We start from the raw sequence: 6,477 nt of genomic DNA on the forward strand, positions 1-6,477 counted from the left end.
CAAGTACGGTTCCTAGGGTAGAAAGGAGGAGTAATCCTCCCGACTTACCCGACATATCTTCAAAAAAATAACATTTTTCCTGCTATCGTTTTTGGAAAAATTATTCTAAAATTTGTATTTATCATCTCAACTGAAACCTAGGAAAATAGTTGCTGGAAGTTTTCAATGAAGGCAAAAGGTCGAAAATTTGGGGAAATTTCAAAAGAACACTTTTGAGTAACAAGGACGATTTTCAGAGAAAACGATAGCAAGAAAAATTATGAAAATTGAAAGGACATCTGCGGAAAGTCTGCATGAGTGTACTATAATCAATAATTACGGACACAACATTTTTACTCTTACGTCTTTTACGCTACTGTAAACCTTATAGTGAATTCCGTCCCATTGTCCTTTTTCAGTTCAAGTTTGCCTTCTAACTGGTCTATGAGAGTGGTTACCAGTTGCATGCCAAGGCTAGCAGGGTTCTTCAGATCAAAATCTCCAGGCATACCTATTCCGTTGTCTGAGATTATCAGGATAAAACTGGTACTTTGAACTTTCTCTTGTTTGCTTCCTGCTATATTGTCTTTATATCCACTTGATTCCTCTTTGAAAAGTTTAATTTGAATCTGCCCGTCATCTCTGTCGATAAACGCATGTTTAAGAGAATTTGAAACGAGTTCGTTGACGATTAGCCCTAGCGGAACTAAAGTATCCATACCAAAGAAAATATTTTCTTCCAGATCCATATTCAATCTAATATCGACATTTCTAGATTTGTATGTCTGGAAAAGGTTCTCGACAAGCCTCTCTAGATATTTTGAAGATTTCAGTACCTCGCTTCCCTTGCCTTCGTGCAGCTCTTCGTGGATGAGAGCCATAGAAACTACTCGGTTCTGGCTTTCCCTGAAAGCTTCAACAACTTTTGTGTCATTGAACTTATCAGCCTGAAGATCGAGAAGGGAAGAAATTACCTGAAGGTTGTTCTTGATCCTGTGGTGGATTTCCTTTTTACGGGCATTTTCTATACTCTTAAGGAAATATTCTGTTTTTTTTCTTTCAGTAATGTCTTTCAGTACTCCGATAGCTCCATAAGGCTGGCCGTCATCACCCATAAGCCAGACTCCGTTACTTTCTACATAAATGCAACTTCCATCTTTTTTTCTTAACCTTAGTTCTTCCTTAAATCTACCTCCGGTCTTTCTCGCACTCTGAAATTTTTCATCCCCATTACTCATATCTGTTAGATGGATATTTTTAAGCCACACTTCCTTGCCAAACCTCTGGAACTCTTCAAAGCTATACCCTGTAACTTCTTCTATAGCACCTGCCCAGCTGCTCTTATCTGTTCTTAAATCATATTCATATACCACTTGCCCTGTCTGCTCAGTAGCGATTCTGTATCTTTCTTCACTTTTCCGGAGTTTTTCTTCGACTCTTTTACTTCTGGTTATATCCCTGGAGATGACTGAGATAGAAACCAGCTTTTTAGAGGCGTCAAGTATCGGAGAAAAAGTTACTGAAACATTTATTATCCTGCCATCTTCTCTTAACCTTAAAGTCTCATAATTGCGGATTTTATCTCCCTGATTAAATAGTTCGATTAATTCTTCTGTTTCCTCAACTAAGACGGACGGTTCAAGGATGGATATTGGCTTCCCTATAATTTCTTTAGCTGAATAGCCATAAGTTTGCTCTGCACCTTTGTTCCAGCTGGTAATAGTGCCATCAAGCGATATAGTTAAAATAGCATCATTTGATAACTCCACAATATCTGCTAAACTCCGGATTTTTTCTTCTTCCTTTTCACACCTGGAATTTTTTATCTGTTCCAATTTTCCTTCCCTTTTGATTAGCACAAACTGGTGGTTGATAGCCACCTCAATGACCTCAGGTGCATCGAACCTGTCAAGAGAATAAGTGCAGAGAGCGATCATCTGATAATTGCCTATATTACTGTCCAGTTTTATCTCATGGTTAACAAAATCGCTCCGATCCTTTTTCTCCAAACACAAAGCGTTTCCACTCAACCTCAATCCATCGTATCCACTTGCCAGAGCCTTATTGAGTTTTTCAACCAGGACATTTAAGACTCTCTCCGAATCAAAAGCTCCCTCTTCTGTATAAAACCGATAGTAGGGAATAATTTGTATTTGTCCTTTCTCCAAATAGCTATCAATATCGGGAACAGCCACTCTCAGGAATTCTCTTGCATCTTCTACTTCCAGAGGTTCCGATGTGATCCACATATTAAACTCGTTGTTTTCCAGTCCCGTCTTGAAGTAAGGAACCAGTGTATCCATTAAATCTTCTTTTGTTTGATAGAATTGACAGATATGTGTGCCCCAGGGTATATCTCCAATAATATCAATGCCAGATTTCCTCAGGCTTTCTTTCACTTCAAATTTCCTCCAAATTGAGAATGTAAAGGCAAATGTTTTTTATGAATTTACATGCCTTAATTCTCTCATTTTTCACAGTTTCGGTTCTAATATTTTGAACCCTGAAGTTAATTAATAAAAAGTGTAAGCACAGGAATAGACTTAGTTCTAGTAAACATATATTCTGCTAATTTTTTTAGATTTAATCAAAACTGACCCAACAATTATGTTTTATATTAAATCACATAACAAAATTGACACTTATCTATTAAGCAAAGTGAGCTTAGTTCGTACATATAAGTAACTTAATTAATTAGTTTACCCTAATATAATACTTTCTTCGATGACAGCAACTCAAGATTTTCTGATATTGAGTAACTTATCAAATTCCTATGAGTCCATGAAAAGTCATCCTCTAAAACCTATCTCAAAACTACAGTTGACTCTACAATTGGGATGATATATTCTACTTCATAGTAAATATACTCCTGAATTTCAATAATTCCCGATATAAAGTCATTTACAATATAAAGTCAAAACCAACAATGTCATTTACGATATAAAGTCAAAACCAACAATGTCAATTATCCAATTGTAGAAATAAGTTGAGTTTTGAGACAGCCTGATCTGGAAAGTTTTTTATTTCTAGCTTTTATTCTCACTATTTATCTAATTTTATTTCCCGTTCCGTGGTTGTAATTGCATAAACGTTTCCCGCTTCCTTTACCAGAGAAGTGGCAGTTAGCCAAACATCCACTATCCTGCCATCTTTAGTAATTCTTTGGGTGCAGTAAGGTTCAAGGACCTCAGCCTGACTAAGCTTTTTCACTATAGACAACTCTTCTGTTTTCCGATCCTCAGGGATCAGACTGCTAATATTCATTGAGAGTGCTTCGGTTTCACTCCAGCCGTAAATACTCTCTGCCTTTGGATTCCATGCCAGGATATTGCCTTCCATATCCTGCAATGTTATAGCATCGCTTGCATCGTGCACTATTGCAACCAGACGGCGCATAGTTTCAGACTCCTTAAGCTTTATCCGTTCCATTTCGGAAATATCCGTAAAAGTAATTACCGCTCCTTCAATAGTGTTTTCAAGGGTACGATATGGCCGGATACTCAGTAAATACCAGGTATTCTCCTTAGTCTGGACTTCAATATCTTTAGGTATCAGACTTTCCAACACCTCCTTTATGTCCTCTACCAGGCGATCGTAACCTATAAGGTTTGAGACAATATGTCCAACCGGCCTTCCAATGTCTGACGGGATCAGGTTTATCAAACGTGTAACCGGAGGAGTGAAGCGCATGATGCGTAGTTGATAGTCCACAAAGATAGTGCCTATGCCTGTTCCAGCCAGGAGGTTGTTCATGTCGTTATTGGCTTGAGACAGTTCAGCTACTCTGTTTTGTAGTTCGATATTGACCGTGCCAAGTTCCTCATTTACTGATTGCAGTTCCTCCCTTGAGGTCTCCAGTTCCTCGTTTGTTGACTGTAGTTCCTCGTTGACTGACTGCATCTCTTCGTTTGCAGATTTAAGTTCTTCATTGGAAGTCATCAGTTCCTCATTGGAAGCTTTTAAGCTTTCTTCCTTGGCCTGTAACTCCTTTTTCAGCTTTAAGATTTGCAAATCCACATCCGTTTCACAAGCTTTTTCACCAGCATCTATGGAGGTGGCCTTTTTAGTTTCGATCTGCTCCAACTCCAGTGGTTCCTCAAAAGTGACCAGGAACAAGTTTAGCCAGGTTGCTGTATCATGGTCTCGCTCTACAGGTCGTACTACCAGATTAATTGTGGTAGAATCACCATTGGTTTTAACTCGCACTCTGGGGTAAAACACCGGCGCTTTATTTATAATGGCTCTGTGCAGGGCTGTAGTCAATTCCGACCTTAATCCCTCTCGAGCCATACTCAGTATGTTCATGCCGACTTCACCCGAAGCCGGCTCAAGGTACATGCCAGTACGGCCATAAATGTACAGGATATTACCTTGTTCGTCGATCAGAACACTGACAGGGGCGTAATATTTCAGCATTGTCTGCTCGGTCAGCTTGCGCAGTTGAGGTAGGATTTCGACAGGAACGTTGCCTGAAGGTTTCCTGACTTGGATTTTCATAGATGGTGAGATAAAAGTCCCTATGGAAAGGAAATACTCACTGCTAGCGCCTCCTTTTTTTATATACAGTTTTGACTTGCGATCCAGTGTGTCAAAAAGATTAGTGAACTCACCCACATTTTCGGAGGGACCAAGAAAGAGAAATCCACCCGGGTTCAATGCATAGTGGAAGAGAGGACTTAGTTTCTTCTGCAGTTCTTTGTCCATATAGATCAGCAAGTTGCGACAACTGATGAGGTCAAGCTTAGAGAATGGAGGGTCCTTAATAATATCCTGCTCGGAAAAAATAACCATTTCACGGATATTGTGCTGAATGTGGTAGTAGCCATCCGAATCCAGAGTGAAGAAGCGCTTAAGTCTTTCAGGTGATATATCGGCGGCAATATTGGCTGGATAGCGGCCACTCCGAGCTTTTTCGATAGTCTTACTGTCAATATCAGTGGCGAAAATCTGCACTCTAAAATTTTGGTTCAAGTTTTCCATCTGTTCCTGAAGTAAAATAGCTATGGAATATGCCTCTTCCCCAGTTGAACATCCGGGCACCCAGACGCGTATTGACGACTCTGGATACTTGCCGACAAAGAGACACGGGATAACCTGTTCCTGGAGTGCTCTAAAAGCTTCAGGATTACGGAAAAAACTGGTGACGCCGATTAAAAGGTCATGAAAGAGAGCTTCAACCTCAGAGGGCTTTTGCGCTAAATAACGTACATATTCATCCATATTCTCTATATTCCGTACAGCCATGCGCCGCTCAACGCGCCGACTGATGGTACCATACTTATAGTGAGAAAAATCATGACCAGTCTTTATGAGAAGAAAATTGAATATATTTTTCATCGAACCTTCAAATATTGAGGCTCCTTGGCGTGGTTTCCCGAAAACATAGTTAATATAGGCAATTAGATGGGCAGGCATCTCTTCAGGCTTCAGGATGTAATCTACCTGACCTGTGGCAATGACACTAAGAGGCATATTGTTATATTCGCTGGACTCGGGTGTCTGTGCCATTACCATTCCTCCCTCAGCCTTGATAGCCTGCACACCCTTTGTGCCGTCGCTACCAGTACCTGAGAGTACAATACCAATAGCTTTCTCTTGTTTGTCCTGAGCTAGAGAGCTGAAAAATATATCAATAGGTAGGCGATGACCATGCGGTTGGGATGGTTCCATCAACTGGAGCACACCGTTCCGAAGGACCATATCGCGGTTCGGCGGAATGATGTAAACACAGTTAGGTTCAATATCTGTCCAATTTGTAGCTTCGTATACAGGCATTCTGGTAAAGCTCCTGATCAGATCTGAAAGGATGCTTTTATAATTTGGATCCAGATGTTGTACCAGGACAAAAGCCACTCCGGGATCGGTGTCTGATGGCATGGCTGAAAAGAAAGCTTCGAATGCAGCTAGCCCACCAGCCGATGCCCCGATGCCTACAATTGGAAAGTCCTTTTTTGGAGACTCATCCAAAGATACATCCAGAACAGAATGTTCTCCAGTTGAGATTTTTTTTATAGTTTGTGGCTCTTCTTCTTTTGACCTCTGCATTTCTTCTTTGCCTGTGGGCTCCTTTTCATTGTCCATGTTATCACACCCATCTTCAATTACAGGTATTTTTTATCAAAACTATCTACAGTACACGTTCTTCCAAAATGTTATTCAGAAACATACTTGATCTTCATCGGACATTGTTACTAGACATTGTTACTAATTACTTAATTGTGAAACATACATAAACCCAATAGAAGGAGATCACATATATTTTCTGTGTCTTTATGTGACACAATTCCATAATCTAGTGATTTCTCTTATTGTTCTTTCCTCAAACCTACAATTTTCTCTGCTAACTACCTCAAAAAGCTGCAATAATCTTGAAAAACAAATTCTTTGGCATTTTTGCCAAAGAATTTGTTTATTCATTAGATATTTTTTTTGAATATTTTATCTAAAATCAATACGCTCCGCTACTTTCTAAAGTGTAACTTTTATCAAAATAGCTTA

General features: G+C 39.6%; 2 protein-coding genes. Both read right to left on the minus strand.

The window, feature by feature from the left end; genetic code table 11:
• Positions 1-347 precede the first annotated feature (347 nt).
• On the minus strand, positions 348-2,378 hold the full coding sequence (locus ASJ81_RS07990; protein WP_095644023.1) for an MEDS domain-containing protein: 2,031 nt from the start codon (positions 2,376-2,378) through the stop codon (positions 348-350).
• Between the two features lie 643 nt (positions 2,379-3,021).
• Complete coding sequence (locus ASJ81_RS07995; RefSeq protein ID WP_245859936.1) at positions 3,022-6,060, minus strand: chemotaxis protein CheB; 3,039 nt, start codon at positions 6,058-6,060, stop codon at positions 3,022-3,024.
• Positions 6,061-6,477 lie beyond the last annotated feature (417 nt).

The sequence above is a fragment of the Methanosarcina spelaei genome (assembly GCF_002287235.1).
Taxonomy (GTDB): Archaea; Halobacteriota; Methanosarcinia; order Methanosarcinales; family Methanosarcinaceae; genus Methanosarcina; species Methanosarcina spelaei.